This window comes from Bradyrhizobium sp. USDA 4502 (assembly GCF_054063355.1).
Window position 1 is genome coordinate 3,011,056 of sequence record NZ_JBSSGF010000001.1, and the last position, 15,891, is coordinate 3,026,946.

Genomic DNA, 15,891 nt, shown 5'->3' on the forward strand with positions numbered 1-15,891 from the left:
TGACAACACATCCGTCTGACAACACTCCCGACAATCTCGTTTCGATCTGCAAAGGATTCCGTGGTGGCGACCGCTAAGAAGAAATCGTCGAAGAAAGCCAAGAAGACGAAAAAGGCATCGCCCGCTCGCGCGACCAGCAAAGCCACGGCGAAATCGCGCGCGGCCAAGAAGGCCGGGCGCGTCGCCAAGAAAGCGAAGAAGGCCGCCAAGTCCAAGTCCACGTTCAAGACCGGAGCCAAGGGCGCCAGGAAATCGGCGGCGAAGAAGGTCGTCAAAAAGACCGTCAAGAAGGCTGCGAAGAAGACGGCCAAGAGCACGGCCAAGAAGGCTGCTGCGAAGGCCATCAAAGCTCCGCCGAAGAAAGTAGCCGCAGCAGCCGTCGCACCGGCGGCAAAGAAGCCCGCCGCGCCGATGGCTCCCGTTACCGAGAAGGCGCCGAGACCGGCAAAGGTTCGCGCGCCGAAGCAACCCGCAGCGGCAGCTCCTGCGGCCGCTTCCGTCCCGGTGCCCGCCGCGGACCGCGGCAACGTCTTCTACATCACGACCGCGATCGCTTATCCGAACGGTCAGCCGCATATCGGCCACGCCTATGAGGCGATCGCTACCGATGCGCTGGCGCGCTTCCAGCGGCTCGACGGCAAGGACGTGTTCTTCCTCACCGGCACCGACGAGCACGGACAGAAGATGATCCAGACCGCGGCCGGCGAGGGCATGACGCCGTACGATCTCGCGACCCGCAACGCGGCGCGGTTCAAGGAGATGGACGAGCGTCTCAACGTTTCGTTCGACCGCTTCATCCGCACCTCGGAGCCTGCGCATCACGAGTCGGTGCAGGCGATCTGGCGCGGTATGCAGGACAATGGCGACATCTATATCGACACCTATGCCGGCTGGTACTCGGTGCGCGACGAGGCCTATTACGCCGAGGAGGAGACCGTCGTCGGCGAGGACAATGTCCGCCGCGGCCCGCAGGGCACGCCGGTCGAATGGGTCGAGGAGAAGAGCTATTTCTTCAAGCTGTCGGCCTACCAGGACAAGCTGCTGCACCTTTATGAGAGCCGGCCCGATTTCATCGGCCCGGATTCGCGCCGCAACGAAGTGATGAGTTTCGTGCGCGGCGGGCTCAAGGACCTCTCGATCTCGCGCACCACGTTCGACTGGGGCGTCAAGGTCCCGGACGATCCCGAGCACGTGATGTATGTCTGGGTCGACGCGCTGACCAACTACATCACCGGCGTCGGCTATCCCGATGAGAACGACAAGCATTGGCGCTACTGGCCGGCCGACGTGCACATCATCGGCAAGGACATCATCCGCTTCCACGCCGTGTACTGGCCGGCCTTCCTGATGTCGGCAGGCATTCCCGTGCAGAAGCGGGTCTATGCACACGGCTTCCTGTTCAACAGGGGCGAGAAGATGTCGAAGTCGGTCGGCAACGTGGTCGACCCCTTCAATCTCGCCGAGCAGTACGGCGTCGACCAGATGCGCTACTTCTTTCTGCGCGAAGTGCCGTTCGGCCAGGACGGCAACTACAACCACGAGGCCATCGTCGCGCGTATCAACGCCGACCTCGCCAATGATTTCGGCAATCTGGCGCAGCGTTCATTGTCGATGATCGCCAAACAACTCGGCGGCGTGCTGCCGGAGCCCGGCGAATTCAGCGACAACGACGAGGCGATTCTGGCGCAGGCCGACGCCATGCTGGAGACGTCACGCACCGCGATGGCGACGCAGCAGATCCATCAATGGCTCAACACGGTCTGGGCCGTGGTCGCCGAGGCCAACCGCTATTTTGCCGGCGAAGCGCCGTGGGCGCTGGCGAAGACGGATCCCGCGCGCCAGAAGACGGTGCTGTATGTCACCGCCGAGGTCGTGCGCCAGATCGCGATCATGGCGCAGGCCGTGATGCCGGAGTCCTGCGGCAAGATGCTCGACAGCCTCGGTATCGCTGCTGACGCCCGCAGCTTCGCGGCGGTCGCCGAACGGATCAAGCCGGGTACGGTTTTGCCTGCGCCTGTCGGCGTCTTCCCGCGCTATGTGGAACCGAAGACCGAGTGAGTGGTTCGAAATTCATGCTGGTCGACAGTCATTGCCATCTGGATTTTCCCGACTTTGCCGACGATCTCGACGGGATCGTCGGGCGCGCCGAGGCGGCCGGCATTGGCCGCATGGTCACGATCTCGACCCGGGTGAAGCGGCTCGGCGGTCTGCTCGCGATCACGGAGCGCTTTCCCGACGTCTACTGCTCGGTCGGCACCCATCCGCATCATGCCGACGAAGAGGACGGCATCCCGGCCAGCGAACTGATCGAACTGACGAAGCATCCGAAGGTCGTGGCGCTCGGCGAGGCGGGGCTCGACTATTTCTACGAGCACGGTTCGCGCGAGGCCCAGGAGCGCGGCTTTCGCGCGCACATCGCGGCGGCTCGCGAAACCGGCCTGCCGCTCGTCATCCACACCCGGGAGGCCGACGAGGATTGCGGCCGCATCCTGGAGGACGAGGTCGCGAACGGCCCGTTCAAGGCGGTTCTGCACTGCTACACCGGCGGGCGCGAACTCGCGATGAAGGCGATCGCGCTTGGGCTGTCGATCTCGTTCACGGGCATCCTGACCTTCAAGAAGTCCGACGCGCTGCGGGCCCTGGCAGCCGAGCTGCCGGCCGACCGCATCATGGTCGAGACCGACGCGCCGTATCTTGCGCCCGGCAAATTCCGCGGCAAGCGCAACGAGCCGTCCTATGTCGTCGAGGTCGCCAGGGTGCTCGCGGAAACCCGCGGCGTTTCCCTGGAGGAGATCTCGCGACAGACCACCGAAAACTTCTTCCGGCTGTTCTCCAAGGTGCCGGCGCCGAAGGTTGCTGCATGACGCTGACACTGACCATTCTGGGCTGCGGCTCGTCCGCCGGCGTGCCGCGCCCGGCACTCGGCTGGGGCGCCTGCGACCCCAGCAATCCCAAGAACCGCCGCCGCCGCTGCTCGATCATGGCCGAGCGCACCATGGAGCACGGCACCACGCGGGTCGTGATCGACACTTCGCCCGATCTGCGCGAGCAGCTGATCGACAGCAATGTCGAGCACATCGACGCGGTGTTCCTGACGCATGAGCATGCCGACCAGACCCACGGCATCGACGATTTACGATCGGTCGTGCTGCACCAACGCCGCCGCATCCCGGTCTACTTCAACCAGTCGACCGCGAAGGACATGATGGCGCGGTTCTCCTATTGCTTCATCTCGCCGGAAGGCAGCGACTATCCGCCGATCCTGACGCGGCATTCGATCGAGGCCGGCGAGAGCCATACGGTCCAGGGGAAGGGCGGCCCGCTGAAGCTCGCGGCCTTCCTGGTGCACCATGGCAAGATCCCGGCGCTCGGCTACCGCATCGGCGGCGCCGCCTACACGCCCGATCTGCACGACATCCCCCAGGAGAGCTGGTCGGCGCTCGAAGGTCTCGATCTCTGGATCGTCGACGGCTTGCGCTATGCGCAGCATCCCAGCCATTTCAGCGTTGCGGACGCGCTGTCGTGGATCGAGCGCTTCAAGCCGAAGCGCGCGGTCATCACCAACATGCATTCCGACCTCGACTACGAGGTGCTGCGGCAGAGCCTGCCGGCCGACGTCATCCCGGCCCATGACGGCATGCGGCTGACGCTCGACCGGGCAGGCTGAAGACTCAGGCCGAGATCGCCTTGGCGGATCCGACCTGGTTGCGCAGCAGGAATTTCTGGATCTTGCCGGTCGAGGTCTTCGGGATCACGCCGAACACCACGGATTTCGGCGTCTTGAACCCCGACATGTGCTCGCGGCAATAGGCGATGATCTCGGCCTCGGTCGCCTTGGCGCCGTCCTTCAGCTCGATGAAGGCGCAGGGCACTTCACCCCATTTCGGGTCGGGCTTTGCCACGACCGCCGCGAACAGCACCGCCGGGTGCTTGTAGAGGATGTCCTCGACCTCGACGGAGGAGACGTTCTCGCCGCCGGAGATGATGATGTCCTTGGAGCGGTCCTTGATGATGACGTAGCCGTGCTCGTCGAGCACGCCGAGATCGCCGGTGTGAAACCAGCCGCCGGCAAAGGCTTCCTGCGTCGCCTTCGCGTTCTTCAAATAGCCCTTCATCACGATGTTGCCGCGGAACATGACCTCGCCGATGGTCTCGCCGTCGCGCGGCACCTCGCGCATGGTCTCGGGATCGAGCACCGTGACGCCTTCCTGCAGCGGATAGGACACGCCCTGGCGCCGCTTCAGCTGCGCGCGCGCATCAGCCGACAGCTCGTCCCAGCCCGGCTGCTCGGCGCAGACCGAGGCGGGGCCATAGACCTCGGTCAGCCCGTAGACGTGGGTCAGCTTGATGCCGATGCGCTCGCCACCCTCGAGGACGGCAACCGGCGGCGCCGCGCCGGCGATCAGGCCGACAACGGGCTTTGCCTTGCCGCCCTTTGGCGCATCGGGCGCGTTGATCAGCGTGTTGTAGACGATCGGCGCGCCGCACATGTGGGTGACGCCGTGTCTCGGGATCAGTTCGAAGATCTTGGCCGGGTCGACCTTGCGTAGGCAGACATTGACGCCGGCGGCCGCCGCGATCGTCCAGGGGAAGCACCAGCCGTTGCAATGAAACATCGGCAGCGTCCAGAGATAGACCGGATGCTGGCCGAGATTGCCGGCGAGGATGTTGCTGACCGCGTTGAGATAGGCGCCGCGGTGATGGGTCACGACGCCCTTGGGATTGCCCGTCGTGCCCGACGTGTAGCTCAGCGCGATAGCATCCCATTCGTCGGCCGGCGGCCGTTCCACGAAGCCGGGATCGCCCGCCGCGACCGCCGCCTCATACTCGATCGCGCCGATCCGCTTGCCGCCGCCGAAGGCCGCGTCATCGACGTCGATCACGAACGGCTTTGCGCCCTTCATCAGGGTCAGGGCCTCCGCGATCACGCCGGAGAATTCGGGATCGACCAGAATGATCTTTGCGCCGCCATGCTCGAGCTGGAACGCGATCGATGCCGCGTCGAGGCGGATGTTGAGCGCGTTGAGCACCGCGCCGGTCATCGGCACCGCGAAGTGCAATTCGTTCATCGCCGGGATGTTCGGCAGCATCGCCGCGACCGTGTCGCCATGGCCGATGCCATGGCCCGCGAGATAGGACGCAAAGCGCCTGCAGCGCTCGTAGGTCTCTTTCCAGGTGAAGCTGCGGCCCTCATAGACCGCGCTGAGATGGTCGGGATAGACGGCAGCCGAGCGCGCCAGGAAGCTCAGCGGCGAGAGCGGCACGTAGTTGGCCGGCGTCTTGTCCAACCCGATCGAGTACTGGTTCTGAGCTGCACTCATGGCTCTATCCCATCCGCAAGGTGCTTTACAGGAAGCCGATCGATATCCAGGGGAAGATGGCGACGATGATCAGGCCGATCAACAGCGCCAGCATGTAACCCCAGATCGGCCGGATACCCTCGGCCGGATCGACGCGCCCGATGGCGCAGGCGGCATAATAGCCGACCCCGAACGGCGGCGCGAACAGCCCGATGCCCATCGCCAGGATGATGATCATGGCGTAGTGCACCTCGTGGACGCCGACCTGGTGCGCAATCGGAAACAGCAGCGGCCCGAACAGCACGATCGCCGGGATACCCTCGAGCACGCTGCCGAGGATCACGAAGGCCAGGATCGAGACCGCGATGAAGGTCGCTGAACCGCCCGGCAGCCCGGTCATCGCCGCCGCCAGCGCCCGCGAGAAGCCGGACTGGGTCAGGCCCCAGGCCATGCCGGTCGCGGTACCGATGATGAACAGGATCGCCCCCGACAGGCATGCCGTGTCGATCAGCATCGGCAACAGACGTCGCCAGTTGAACTGGCGGTAGATCAAGAGGCCGATGACGAAGGCGTAGACGATGCCGATGGTCGACACTTCGGTGGCGGTGGCGATGCCTTCAACCACGGCGTAGCGGATCACGAAGGGCAGGGCCAATGCGGGCAGGGCGAACACCAACGCCTTGCCGATCTCGCTGCCGGTGGCGCGCTGGACGTGGCTGCGGTCTTCGCCGCGGTAGCGCCACCACACCAGCCCCGACAGCGTGATCGCCAGCACCACGCCGGGCAGCAGGCCGCCGGTGAACAGCGCCGAGATCGAGACGCCGGTCACCGAGCCGATCGTGATCAGCACGAGGCTCGGCGGAATGGTTTCGGTCTGCGCGCCGGTGGCGGCGAGCAGGGCGACCAGATCGCCCGGCTTGGCGCCGCGCTGCTTCATTTCCGGGAACAGCACAGGCGCGACTGCGGCCATGTCGGCGGCCTTCGATCCGGAGATGCCGGAGACCAGATACATGGCGCCGACCAGCACGTAATGCAGGCCGCCGCGGACATGGCCGAGCAGGCTCGCGAGGAACGCCACCATGGCCCGCGCCATGCCGGTCATCTCGATCAGGAGGCCGAGGAAGACGAACAGCGGCACCGACAGCAGGATCAGATGGCTCATGCCCTCGTCCATCCGGCCGACCAGCACCATCAGCGGCGTCCGCGTGGTCAGCGCCAGGTAGCCGAAGATCGCCATGCCGAAGGCAAAGCCGATCGGTACGCCGGCGAACACGCAGAAGCCGACCACGCCGACGAAGAAGATGATCAGGTTGAGATTGCCGAGCGGCCGCAGCATCGGCTGTGCCAGCCAGAACAGCCCGATCAGCGCAGCTACGGTCAGCGCGGCCAGCAGGAAGGTCCTGAAATCGCCGACCCGCGCCAGCCGCAGCAGCGCGAACAGCGCCATCAGGCAGGTGCCGACCGGCAGCGCCGCCGCGCGCCAGGTGTTGGATATCTGCAGCGCCGGCGTGGTGATGAAGCTTTCCTCGTAGGCATATTCATAGGCCGGCCGCACGATCAGGATCAGGAACGCCAGCGCGGCGCAGGTCGCGATCACATCGAGATAGGCCCAGAGCCGCGGTCCCGCACTTGCGACCAGCGCCGTCATCCGCATGTGCTCGCCGCGGCGGAACGCAACCGCCGATCCCAGCATCGCGAGCCACAGGAACAGGATCGACGCCAGTTCGTCGGACCAGATCAGCGGTGCATGGAGCACGTAGCGCGACACCACGCCGGCGAACAGGATCACGACCTCGGCGACGACAAGGATCGCCGCCGGGATTTCCACCAGCATCCCGAGCGCTGCGTCGATGGAGCCGAGAACGGAGTGGCGGCGAGGGGGCTGCGACGCCGCCTCGCCGGCCACGGCCGGCGTCATCTCGACATGAGCCATGGCAAGCCTCCTGTTTGATCGATCAGGACAGTTTGCCGACGGACTTCTCGAGCAGATCCCAGGCCTTCTCGCCGTACTTGCCCTTCCACTCGGCGTAGAAGCCGGCGGCGCGGAGCTTGTCGCGGAACGGCCCGACCTCGGGCTGGTTGAAGACGAGCCCCTTGCCCGTGAGCTCCTGCTTCACGGTGGCGTTCAGCTTCTCGGTATCCTCACGCTCCTTGACGGCCGCCGCGTTGACGTTCTTGGCGACGATGGTCTTGATGTCGTCCGGCAGCGCCGCCCAGGCCCGGCGGTTCATCAGGAACCAGAAGCCGTCCCACATGTGGTTGGTCATCGAGCAGTATTTCTGCACCTCGTAGAGCTTCGCCGCCGAGATCAGCGCCAGCGGGTTTTCCTGGCCTTCGACGATCTTGGTCTGCAGCGCCGAATAGACCTCGCTGAAATTGATCGAGGCGGGCGATGCATCGAACGCCTTGAACATCGAGGTCCATAGCGGCGACACCGGCACGCGGATCTTGAAGCCCTTGAGGTCGTCGGGACCGGTGATCGGCTTGGTCGACGACGTGGTCTGGCGGAAGCCGTTGTCCCAGATCTTCTCCATGACCTCGAGGCCGGCCTTGTTGATCTCGCCGCGCACATAGGCGCCGAGTTCGCCGTCCATGGCCTTCCAGACCGTGGGATAGTCCGGGAATGCGAAGCCGATGCCGTTGATCGAGGCGGCCGGCACCAGGGTCGCCAGAATCAGGCCGGACAGCGTGAAGAACTCGACGCCGCCGGAGCGCACCTGGCTCAGCATGTCGGTATCGGAACCGAGCTGGCTGTTCGGGAACACCTGCAGGTCGAAACGGCCGTTGGTCTCGGTCTTGATCGCCGCGGCCATCTCCCGGGCGCGCGCCACGAACGGATGCGACTCCGGCAGATTGTTGGCGAACTTGTAAGAGAATTCGGCCGACTGGGCGCGCGCGACATAGGGCGCGCCGATCCCGCCGAGGACGGCGGAAGCGGCGGAAACCTTCAGCAGCGTGCGTCGTGAAAAGCTCATTGGTTGCTCCCTCAAGAGGCTTGTTGTTGTTCTGAGATGCCATCCTATACGGACCTGATGCCGCCGGGTCACCAGCGATCTCTGCACAGCTGGGGCTTATTGCAGCGTCCGTACGCGGCGGCAATATCGGCTTTCAGACGAGATGCGCGCGCGCGCATCGCTGCGGCACCAGCACCGGCTAGGCGACAGTTCGGGACACACCGTCACGCGCGCCAACTTGCGGACCAGTGCGAAGATTTCCCACTAAATATCTGATCTAATTGTAGATATAAATATTCCATAATATACCTTATGCGAATTACGGATATGGGCGTGACTACGATCGCCGGCAGCTTTCCCATTGCTCCGCTCACCTTCGCCGCGACGCCGAGAATCAGGAACCTTGGCTCCGTCTGACAGATCGACGGCCCAGTCCTACCTTCCAGCGGTTGAGCGATGAGCCGTATCAGCCAGGCACGCCTGCCTCGCAGCTACGCATCGCCAGCGTCAGCTCAGCCCCAGGAAGCAGGTATTGCCACCCCTGCTCCGATTGCCCTGATACCGGTACCTCGTTTCGGCCCGTTGTCGCTTCAGTCGTCGAGGGTCCACATCCGGAGGATATCGGCCGTGGATGCCACCTCGATCTGAATGCTGAAGCGTTCGGCATAGAGCTGCAGCAGCGCGTCATGGCTTTGATCGGAAGAGCTGCACAGGGCGTCCTCGGCCACGATCACCCGGTAGCCGATATCGATCGCGGCCAGCACGGTGGCGAGCACGCACACGTCGGTCTCACCGCCCGACACGATCACCGTATCGATCCCATGCGCATCCAGATGAGCTTGCAGGCGCCCATTACCGAACGCGTTATAGATCGGCCGGTCGATGATGGCGGCCGGCGGCACACAGGCGGCGAGCGCCGGCACGAGCTCGATCAACTCCGGATCGAGCCGCTCGCGGGTCACGCATTCCCATTTCTCGTAATAAGCCCGCCAAATCCCTCGCGCGTCGTGCTTCGAGCGCGGCGGAATAAAGCGGGTGAACACGGTACGTTCAGGTGCATGCTGCGCCAGCTCGACGATGCATGGCAGCACGCGGTCCATCCAGGGCGTCGCCCAGGGCGCTCCGGGCTCGAACAGCCGCTGCATGTCGATGCAAAGGTGCGCCGCGCGCGGACCCGGCGGGCTCAGAAGCTGTCCCATCGCTCACTCCTGCGCGCGCCGACCGGATGCCGTCACACGCAGGCTCAGCCGCCCAGGCCGCGAAAGGCCCCGCCGAAGCGGGGCCCGGAACGCGGTCCCGTTCACCATTTCTGGCGGCCGTACCAGTCGTTCACTTCCTTGGCGGCTTGATCCTTGGCATAGCCGTAGCGCTGCTGCAGACGGCCCTCGAGCTGGTCCTGCTTGCCGTCGATCACATCGAGATCGTCATCGGTGAGCTTGCCCCACTGCTCCTTGACCTTGCCCTTGACCTGCTTCCAGTTGCCTTCGACACGATTCCAATCCATTGCGGTTCTCCCTTGAACGATGAGACCGACCAACGGGACGGCCGTGGCTTCGTTCCGAAGTCACGTTGCGGCAAGACTTCGCAATCCAGACTTCGCAATCCGACCAAGCTCCATCGTGACCCGCTCGAATGTGCGACGGCCGACGAGGCGCTTTGCCACGCATCGATCAAGGATAGGAACTTGCTTTCCGCACTCGTGTTGGCACTCCGGACTATTCACCCAACACACGGAGCGACCAATGCCGGACAAGGATCTCAGCGCCCTCTTCCTCGATACCCTCAAGGACATTTATTACGCGGAAAAGCAGATACTGAAGGCGTTGCCGCGGATGGCCAAGGCCGCCGAGTCCGACGATCTGCGTGCGGCGTTCGAGAAGCATCATGACGAGACCGAAGGACAGATCGAGCGGCTCGAGCAGATCTTCGACCTGATGGGCAAGCCGGCGCGCGGCAAGAAGTGCGACGCCATCGAGGGGATCATCGACGAGGGTAAGGAGATCATGGAGGAGTATGCCGACACGCGGGCGCTCGACGCGGGCCTGCTCTCGGCAGCCCAGGCGGTCGAACATTACGAGATCGCCCGCTACGGCACCTTGAAGGCTTGGGCCAACCGGCTCAGCATGAAGGATGCGGTCAAGCTCATCGACCAGACCCTGGCCGAGGAAAAGAAGACGGATGAAGCGCTCACCAAGCTCGCCGTCAGCGGCATCAACGCCGAAGCCGCCTGACCAGACGCGCGATGAAGCGACGTCCGCTTTGTACACACGCTCGCATTTGTTGGTAGATTGGACGCCGATTCAGCATCCGGGAGCCCGATGGCCCGACGCACCGGCAGCGCCGATCTTCCGCTCCATGGTGGCCGCGTGCCGCCATGGCTGGCGGCGCGCATGGCGACGCTGGGTGGCATCATCACCCAGGCCATCGTCCACCATTACGGCCGCGATGCGTTTTTGCAGCGACTGTCGCATCCGTTCTGGTTCCAGTCGTTCGGCGCCGTGATGGGCATGGACTGGCACTCGTCCGGAATCACCACCAGCGTCATCGGCGCGTTGAAGCGAGGTCTGGCGCCGCTGCAAGGCGAGCTCGGAATCCACGTCTGCGGCGGGCGCGGCAGGCATTCGCGCCGCACGCCCGATGAACTGTCCACCCTCGGCGACCGCGTCGGATTCGACGGTGCCGCCCTGACCCGCACGAGCCGGCTGGTGGCCAAGGTCGACAGCGCCGCGGTGCAGGACGGATTCGAGCTCTACCTGCACGGCTTCTTCGTCACCGACGACGGCAAATGGACCGTCGTCCAGCAAGGCATGAACGGCGACAAGCGGCAGGCCCGCCGCTATCACTGGCACTCCGAAGGCCTGCGCAGCTTCGTCGACGAGCCGCACAGCGCGATCGACGGCCCGACGCAGGGCGAGATCGTCAATCTCACCGATCACCGCGCCGAAGGCTCGCGCCAGGCGCAGCTCGATCTGCTCGCTGCGCTGGGGCCGGACGGCATCACGCGCGAATATGCCGAGCTGACGCAGAGCGCGACCGCGCAACCGGATCTCCTGCACCTGATCATGCCCGCGCATCACGACGTGCGCTCGAGCGACGTGTTCGTCCGCCGCCTGCACGGCACCCTGGCCGCGGCTGCCGATCGCGGGCCACTGGATTTTCCCGAACTGCTGCTGACGCCCGGCGTCGGCGCCCGCACGGTGCAGTCGCTCGCGATGGTCGCCGAGGTCGTTCACGGGACGCCCTACCGCTTCCGCGACCCGGCGCGCTTCTCGCTCGCCCATGGCGGCAAGGACCGTCATCCCTTCCCGGTGCCGATCAAGGTCTATGACGAGACCATCCGCGTGCTGAAGTCGGCCGTGCAGCAGGCAAAGCTCGGCCGCGATGAGGAGATGCAGGCCCTGAAGCGGCTCGACGATCAGGCCCGCAGGCTGGAACGAACCGCCACCGGCCCCTCCTTCGAGGCGTTTGTCGCGAACGAGCGCGCCCGTTCGCCCGCGCTCGACGGCCGCTCGGTGTTCGGCTGGGAAGCGGACCTTGCAGAGCGCGACGGGATCACCAAGCCTTAAAGCGAAGGCTTGATCCACCGCTTGGACCATCGCATGGCGCGCGTATTGATTGGCACCTCCGGCTGGCACTATTCGTCCTGGCGCGGTCCGTTCTTTCCCAGGGGCTTGCCGCTCAAGCGGCAACTCGACTACTACGCGACGCAGTTTCCGACGACTGAGCTGAACGGCGTCTTCTACCGCACGCCGACCGAACAGGCGGTGACAGGCTGGCGCGATGCGACCGATGCGGATTTCGTCTTCGCCTGGAAGGCGTCGAAATTCGTCACGCACTGGAAGCGCCTCTCCGCGAACTCGGTCAACAGTCTCCAATTGCTGGAAGAGCGTCTGTCGTTGCTGCGCAACAAGGCCGGCCCGGTCCTGTTTCAGCTGCCGCCGAACTTCACGATCGATGCCGATCGGCTGGCCTCGTTCCTGACGCTGTTGAAGCGGCGGCGGCGCTATGCGTTCGAATTCCGCCACCCCAGCTGGTACGCGCCGCATGTCCTGAAACTGTTGGCGGATCGCAATATCGCGCTCTGCATTTCCGATCACCACAACGCGCCGGCGCCGTGGAAACGGACCGCGGATTTCGTCTACGTCCGCGGCCATGGCCCGGGCGGCCGATATCGCGGGCACTACAAGCCGGCCGAGCTTTCCGACTGGGCTAAACGCATCCGCGGCTGGAAGCGGCAGGGATGCGACATCTATGTCTATTTCGACAACGACCAGAAGAGCGCAGCGCCGGCGGATGCCAAACGGCTTTGCGCGCTGCTCGGCGCCACCGTTCCTCGGCGGCGTTCGCAATAGGAACGAACGGTTCCAGCCTGCATTGGCTGCCAAAGAGACGAGCCGACGCGATGCCATCCGATCGTTGAAAGCCATTGCGCTGAACTACACGCTGAAGCGGGGCAAGGATCCCTCCCCGACCCACTACAAGGACCTCGAAAAGCCCTACGACAAGACAGTGCAGACCACCGCCATGCTTGCGGCCAACGCGGCACATCTTGCACGCCTGCTGAAGTCGGCGACCTATCCCGGCGTAGCCTAGGCACGGAGCGGGACATGCCGCTTCATCCGACCTGGACCAACATCGCCATCCGCCTCGCCTTGATAGGAACGCCGTTCCGGGCGGCATCGTTAGGCCGTTGACGCAACCAGCCAAATCAAATGGAGAGGCTCTCATGAAGGTTTGCGACGCGATGACACCTGACGTCCAGCTGTGCACCCCCGACGATACGCTCCGCGATGCCGCAGAAGCGATGGCAGCGCTCGGTGTTGGCCTGCTGCCGGTTACCGATAGCGAGCGCCTGGTCGGCATGATCACGGACCGCGACATCGCGCTTCGCGGCATCGGAATGGGTCGCGGCCCCGACTCGCGGGTCGGCGACGTCATGACGGCCGAGGTGAAGTATTGTTTCGAGGATCAGGAGCTCGACGACATCGCGCAGAACATGGGTGCGATCCAGGTTCGGCGCCTGCCGGTGCTGAGCCGGGACAAGCGCCTGGTCGGAATCATTGCCCTCGGGGATATCGCCCTGATCCAGGCCAGCGATGGTACGGGCATGGCGCTCAGCCAGATCTCACGCCCGACCACCCAACACGCGCAACTCTAGACTTACACGGCTCCGCTTCGCGGCCCTGGCTCGCAAAGGCTCGGCTCGCGAAGCGGAGCGTCAGGTGCGCCAATGGCCGACTATGTACCTTGGATCGTGATTGCCGCCGGGGTCATCGCCCTGATCGTCACGGCGCTGCTCTGGCGCGCCCATTACGTCAGCTCCGATTGACCGAACGGGGAGCTCGCGCCGTCAGGCCGCCATCTTGCGGCAGGATTCCGCGCAGGCACGGCACATCGCCACGCATTCGTCCATGCCGCCGACGCGCTCGCAGTCCTCGGCGCATTCACCACAGATCTCCGCGCATTCCCGGCAGGTGTGCTTGTGGTGCGGGGTGTTGATCAGCATGAAGTGGGCCGCCGTCCGGCACATTTCCGCACAAGCCATCATCAATCGGAAATGCGCCGGCTCGACATGCTTGCCGCCGGTGACGAGACAATGGTTCATGGCCGTGCCGAGGCAGGTCCTGTAGCAGGACAGACAGGTCTCGACGCATCGGTTCATTTCCTCAGAGAATGCCATGTCGATACCTCACGCCTGCGCCAGCAGCTGGCGCAGGTAGCAGAGCCCGTCAAGGGTCAGCTTCGACTCGCGGACTTCGCCCTGCGCGATCTCGGCTTCGAGGAAGGTCTCGAGTTCGGGAAGCGCGCGGTCGAACCTGTCCGCGATGCCCATCAGCTCGCAGGTTTGCTTGATCCGCTCGATCGGTTTTTCCAGCACGTTGATCTCAACCATTTTGGCATAAGCCCGGGTCATGCCGTTGGTTCCTATGCTCATTGCCGGGTGCGCTGCGGCGGGGTCTGCGCCGGCTAAGACGCCCTGCCGACCGTGTCGGCCATGGTTGCGCCACGCGCTCCGAGCGGCTTGCGGCGGCCCTCGGTCGAATCGAGCAAGGTCTGATGCTCGATCTCTGAATTCAGCTCTGCCCCGCACAGCACGATGATGGCGGACATCCACATCCACGTCATCAGACCGATGGCCGCCCCCAGCGAGCCATAGGTCGCGTTGTAATCGCCGAAGTTCGCCAGATACCAGGAGAGCAGCACCGAACCGGCCAGCCACAGCACGGCCGCTGCGACGGCGCCGACGCTGAGCCACTGCCAGCGCGGCCTAGTTCGGCTCGGGCCATAGCGGTACAGCACCGCGAGCGCGGTGAGGAGCAGGAGCACCAGGATCGGCCACCGTCCGAACCGGATGACGAGCTCGGCCGTCGTGCCCAGTCCGAGCTGCTGCAGCAGAAGCGGGACGACGACCACCGCTCCGACCATCAGCATGATGGAAATCAGCCCGGCGATCGTGAACGAGAGGGACATCAGATTGAGTTTGACGAAGCTGCGCTTTTCCTTCTCGTCATAGACGACGTTGAGCGCATCGAAGATCGCCTTCATGCCGGCATTGGCGCTCCAGATCGCGATCAGCAGGCCGGCGGCAAAGGTCAGGCCGAGCGTCGAGGTCCCCTTCGCGAGCACGCGGGCGATCTGGTCCTGGACGATCGCAAACGAGCCTTCCGGCAGCATCAGCGCCAGGCTCTGCAGGTTCGATGAGATCGTGGACGGATCGGCGAACAGGCCGTAGCTCGAGACCAGCGCGGTGATCGCCGGGAAGATCGCCAGCAAGCCGTAGAACACGACGCCGGCCGCGGTTGCCAGCAGACGGTCCTCGTCGATCTGCTGATAGGTGCGGAGCAGAATGTCCTTCCAGCCGGCAGTCGGAATCTCGAGCGGTGTGTCGGCGAGTCGTCCACGATCCTGCGTTTCGGCCAGCGCGGGTTCGACGCCCTGCTCCCGAGCGGACGGCCGCTCCGATCGGGACAGCTGGCGAGCGATCGCCAACGTCGCCAGAGCCGTTGCACCGGCGAGCATCAGATCGTTCGTCCAATTGCGCGGCGCCATCGTTAGTCCTGGATCGCGTCGCGCTGGCGCCGGGCGCGCGATGCAGCAAACCAGCCGACAAGCATGATTGCAGCCCCGGCGGCCAGTGCGCGGGTGGTGGGATCTACGCTCGCCCCTGCTCCCGACCGCGTGGTGGCGATCAGCCGCGCGGCGACAGGCACTGCGATCGCCCGCTTGAGCATGTCGGCCTGTCGGCCCGGGCGCGGCACGGCCGGCGCAGGACGCGCGAGCAGCACGCGGCCCATGACCAACCCCAGGATCCCGAGGAGGACAAAGACGCCCCCGATCGCGGCATATGCGATCCAGATGCCGTAGTGCACATCAAGGGCATGGAAAGCCGCGCCAACCCCGATCCCGATCGCGATCAGAAGCGAGACCGCACCCGCCAGCATGAAGCTGCATGCAAATGCGTAGCCGGTCACCAGGCGCGTCATCCATTGTCGCAGGTCCGCAAGGTAGGAACGGAAGATCAGGCTCAGCGAAGGCGACGTGTTGACGCGCATGACGAGGTCCATTGCAAGTCGGCATCCGACAACCCGGCGGGAAGATCGACGTTCCCCCCCGGCAACGCGCAACAGTTTGCGCCA

At 64.8% G+C, this 15,891-nt stretch carries 17 protein-coding genes; 8 read left to right on the forward strand and 9 right to left on the reverse strand.

Annotated features, from left to right (window positions below; translation table 11 throughout):
* Positions 1-63 precede the first annotated feature (63 nt).
* Genes metG through ACVW1B_RS13750 form a run of 3 tightly spaced genes read left to right on the forward strand, consistent with a single transcriptional unit; the run spans position 64 to position 3,667 of the window.
* On the forward strand, positions 64-2,058 hold the full coding sequence (gene metG, locus ACVW1B_RS13740; RefSeq protein ID WP_456821650.1) for a methionine--tRNA ligase: 1,995 nt from the start codon (positions 64-66) through the stop codon (positions 2,056-2,058).
* Between the two features lie 14 nt (positions 2,059-2,072).
* Positions 2,073-2,864 (forward strand): TatD family hydrolase, encoded by a 792-nt coding sequence (locus ACVW1B_RS13745; protein ID WP_456781911.1) that lies wholly within the window; start codon positions 2,073-2,075, stop codon positions 2,862-2,864.
* Positions 2,861-3,667 (forward strand): MBL fold metallo-hydrolase, encoded by an 807-nt coding sequence (locus tag ACVW1B_RS13750; RefSeq protein ID WP_456821651.1) that lies wholly within the window; start codon positions 2,861-2,863, stop codon positions 3,665-3,667. Before ACVW1B_RS13745 ends, ACVW1B_RS13750 begins: the two co-directional genes overlap by 4 nt.
* A 4-nt stretch (positions 3,668-3,671) precedes the next feature.
* Here ACVW1B_RS13750 and ACVW1B_RS13755 read toward each other — a convergent pair whose 3' ends face one another.
* The 5 genes from ACVW1B_RS13755 to ACVW1B_RS13775 all read right to left on the reverse strand — a co-directional run bounded on the left by ACVW1B_RS13755 (position 3,672) and on the right by ACVW1B_RS13775 (position 9,758).
* Positions 3,672-5,321, reverse strand: coding sequence for an acyl-CoA synthetase (locus ACVW1B_RS13755; RefSeq protein WP_456780534.1), 1,650 nt, complete (start codon positions 5,319-5,321; stop codon positions 3,672-3,674).
* 25 nt (positions 5,322-5,346) lie between these two features.
* Entirely contained in the window at positions 5,347-7,233 is a 1,887-nt protein-coding gene (locus tag ACVW1B_RS13760; RefSeq protein WP_456821652.1) for a TRAP transporter large permease, read from the reverse strand.
* Positions 7,234-7,255: 22 nt separating this feature from the next.
* Entirely contained in the window at positions 7,256-8,275 is a 1,020-nt protein-coding gene (locus ACVW1B_RS13765; protein WP_018271684.1) for a TRAP transporter substrate-binding protein, read from the reverse strand.
* A 569-nt stretch (positions 8,276-8,844) separates the two neighbouring features.
* On the reverse strand, positions 8,845-9,453 hold the full coding sequence (locus ACVW1B_RS13770) for a cysteine hydrolase family protein (RefSeq protein WP_310879229.1): 609 nt from the start codon (positions 9,451-9,453) through the stop codon (positions 8,845-8,847).
* Between the two features lie 101 nt (positions 9,454-9,554).
* Positions 9,555-9,758, reverse strand: coding sequence for a CsbD family protein (locus ACVW1B_RS13775; RefSeq protein ID WP_028331989.1), 204 nt, complete (start codon positions 9,756-9,758; stop codon positions 9,555-9,557).
* A 238-nt stretch (positions 9,759-9,996) separates the two neighbouring features.
* On the opposite strand from ACVW1B_RS13775, the gene ACVW1B_RS13780 reads away from it, so the two are divergent.
* From ACVW1B_RS13780 to ACVW1B_RS13800, 5 genes are all read left to right on the forward strand, one after another.
* A complete protein-coding gene (locus ACVW1B_RS13780; protein ID WP_456821653.1) occupies positions 9,997-10,485 on the forward strand; it encodes a YciE/YciF ferroxidase family protein in 489 nt (162 codons plus the stop codon).
* Between the two features lie 87 nt (positions 10,486-10,572).
* Positions 10,573-11,820 carry a DUF763 domain-containing protein gene (locus ACVW1B_RS13785; protein ID WP_456821654.1) on the forward strand — a complete coding sequence of 416 codons (1,248 nt, stop codon included), beginning with the start codon at positions 10,573-10,575 and terminating at the stop codon, positions 11,818-11,820.
* A gap of 33 nt (positions 11,821-11,853) precedes the next feature.
* Positions 11,854-12,606, forward strand: coding sequence for a DUF72 domain-containing protein (locus ACVW1B_RS13790; protein ID WP_456821655.1), 753 nt, complete (start codon positions 11,854-11,856; stop codon positions 12,604-12,606).
* Between the two features lie 64 nt (positions 12,607-12,670).
* The gene (locus ACVW1B_RS13795; protein WP_310879226.1) at positions 12,671-12,847 is read left to right on the forward strand and encodes a hypothetical protein; all 177 of its coding nucleotides are present in this window, start codon (positions 12,671-12,673) and stop codon (positions 12,845-12,847) included.
* Positions 12,848-12,980: 133 nt separating this feature from the next.
* On the forward strand, positions 12,981-13,412 hold the full coding sequence (locus tag ACVW1B_RS13800) for a CBS domain-containing protein (protein WP_057018654.1): 432 nt from the start codon (positions 12,981-12,983) through the stop codon (positions 13,410-13,412).
* A gap of 192 nt (positions 13,413-13,604) precedes the next feature.
* On the opposite strand, the gene ACVW1B_RS13805 is transcribed toward ACVW1B_RS13800, so the two are convergent.
* Genes ACVW1B_RS13805 through ACVW1B_RS13820 form a run of 4 tightly spaced genes read right to left on the reverse strand, consistent with a single transcriptional unit; the run spans position 13,605 to position 15,819 of the window.
* Entirely contained in the window at positions 13,605-13,934 is a 330-nt protein-coding gene (locus ACVW1B_RS13805) for a four-helix bundle copper-binding protein (protein WP_028331985.1), read from the reverse strand.
* A 9-nt stretch (positions 13,935-13,943) separates the two neighbouring features.
* The gene (locus ACVW1B_RS13810) at positions 13,944-14,168 is read right to left on the reverse strand and encodes a hypothetical protein (protein ID WP_028331984.1); all 225 of its coding nucleotides are present in this window, start codon (positions 14,166-14,168) and stop codon (positions 13,944-13,946) included.
* 53 nt (positions 14,169-14,221) lie between these two features.
* On the reverse strand, positions 14,222-15,304 hold the full coding sequence (locus ACVW1B_RS13815; protein ID WP_456821656.1) for a YihY/virulence factor BrkB family protein: 1,083 nt from the start codon (positions 15,302-15,304) through the stop codon (positions 14,222-14,224).
* 2 nt (positions 15,305-15,306) lie between these two features.
* Positions 15,307-15,819 (reverse strand): hypothetical protein, encoded by a 513-nt coding sequence (locus ACVW1B_RS13820; protein WP_456821657.1) that lies wholly within the window; start codon positions 15,817-15,819, stop codon positions 15,307-15,309.
* Positions 15,820-15,891 lie beyond the last annotated feature (72 nt).

What these genes read in the sequence shown, in the direction of transcription:
- ACVW1B_RS13745 (WP_456781911.1), top strand. Translation starts at nt 2,073, where the DNA reads ATGCTGGTCGACAGTCATTGCCATCTGGATTTTCCCGACTTTGCCGAC.
- ACVW1B_RS13750 (WP_456821651.1), top strand. Translation starts at nt 2,861, where the DNA reads ATGACGCTGACACTGACCATTCTGGGCTGCGGCTCGTCCGCCGGCGTG.
- ACVW1B_RS13755 (WP_456780534.1), bottom strand. Translation starts at nt 5,321, where the DNA reads ATGAGTGCAGCTCAGAACCAGTACTCGATCGGGTTGGACAAGACGCCG.
- ACVW1B_RS13760 (WP_456821652.1), bottom strand. Translation starts at nt 7,233, where the DNA reads ATGGCTCATGTCGAGATGACGCCGGCCGTGGCCGGCGAGGCGGCGTCG.
- ACVW1B_RS13765 (WP_018271684.1), bottom strand. Translation starts at nt 8,275, where the DNA reads ATGAGCTTTTCACGACGCACGCTGCTGAAGGTTTCCGCCGCTTCCGCC.
- ACVW1B_RS13770 (WP_310879229.1), bottom strand. Translation starts at nt 9,453, where the DNA reads ATGGGACAGCTTCTGAGCCCGCCGGGTCCGCGCGCGGCGCACCTTTGC.
- ACVW1B_RS13775 (WP_028331989.1), bottom strand. Translation starts at nt 9,758, where the DNA reads ATGGATTGGAATCGTGTCGAAGGCAACTGGAAGCAGGTCAAGGGCAAG.
- ACVW1B_RS13780 (WP_456821653.1), top strand. Translation starts at nt 9,997, where the DNA reads ATGCCGGACAAGGATCTCAGCGCCCTCTTCCTCGATACCCTCAAGGAC.
- ACVW1B_RS13785 (WP_456821654.1), top strand. Translation starts at nt 10,573, where the DNA reads ATGGCCCGACGCACCGGCAGCGCCGATCTTCCGCTCCATGGTGGCCGC.
- ACVW1B_RS13790 (WP_456821655.1), top strand. Translation starts at nt 11,854, where the DNA reads ATGGCGCGCGTATTGATTGGCACCTCCGGCTGGCACTATTCGTCCTGG.
- ACVW1B_RS13800 (WP_057018654.1), top strand. Translation starts at nt 12,981, where the DNA reads ATGAAGGTTTGCGACGCGATGACACCTGACGTCCAGCTGTGCACCCCC.
- ACVW1B_RS13805 (WP_028331985.1), bottom strand. Translation starts at nt 13,934, where the DNA reads ATGGCATTCTCTGAGGAAATGAACCGATGCGTCGAGACCTGTCTGTCC.
- ACVW1B_RS13810 (WP_028331984.1), bottom strand. Translation starts at nt 14,168, where the DNA reads ATGACCCGGGCTTATGCCAAAATGGTTGAGATCAACGTGCTGGAAAAA.
- ACVW1B_RS13815 (WP_456821656.1), bottom strand. Translation starts at nt 15,304, where the DNA reads ATGGCGCCGCGCAATTGGACGAACGATCTGATGCTCGCCGGTGCAACG.
- ACVW1B_RS13820 (WP_456821657.1), bottom strand. Translation starts at nt 15,819, where the DNA reads ATGGACCTCGTCATGCGCGTCAACACGTCGCCTTCGCTGAGCCTGATC.